The sequence below is a fragment of the Arthrobacter sp. 05T410 genome, assembly GCF_056396505.1.
This window is the reverse complement of the sequence record NZ_JBFTLP010000052.1, coordinates 1-678: the sequence shown is the minus strand read 5'-3', so window position 1 is coordinate 678 and position 678 is coordinate 1. Positions and strand designations below refer to the sequence as shown.

1 pseudogene is annotated in these 678 nt (G+C 72.6%); it reads right to left on the bottom strand.

Features of this window, described 5'->3' with window-relative positions:
• Positions 1-678 (bottom strand): annotated as a pseudogene (locus tag AC1DFR_RS22350) (hypothetical protein); the annotation flags it as partial.

Below are 678 nucleotides of genomic sequence, written 5' to 3'. Positions count from 1 at the left end.
CGAGCGGACGTTGAGGGTGTTGGCGGAGCCGGCGGAGGCCAGGCTGGTGGTGCGTATGCGCAGGATCGCGCCGGTCAGTGTTTGCCCGGCCGGGGCTGCCGGGACCTGGAACCGGAGCACGGTCGTGGCGTCCGGTGAGCCGTAGACCGACAGGGAACCGCTGGTGCCGAAGTCCGTCGTGGGCGCCGATGCGGAGGTGTAGGTATCCGCCGCACTCTCCACCGCCAGCACCGTCGGCGGAGCGGCCGGCTGGGTGGTGGCGGTGGCTTCGTTGGAGCCGGGGCCGGTGTTGCCGGCGGCGTCGGTGGCGGTGACGCGGTAGTACCAGGTTCCGGCGGGCCGGTTGGTGTCGGTGTAGCTGAGCCCGGTGGTGTCGGCGATTCTGGTCGAACTGCTGGGCGCGAAGCCGGCCGAGGCTGACCGGTGGACGGTGTAGCCGGTGACGCCGGTGTTGTCGGTTGCGGCGGTCCAGGACAGGGCGACGGAGGTTCCGGTGGCTGTGGCGGCCAGGGTCCCGGGCGCGCCGGGTGAGGTGGTGTCGGGCGGGGGTTGGATCGTGGCGGTGGCTTCGTTGGAGCCGGGGCCGGTGTTGCCGGCGGCGTCGGTGGCGGTGACGCGGTAGTACCAGGTTCCGGCGGGGCGGTTGGTGTCGGTGTAGCTGAGCCCGGTGGTGTCGGC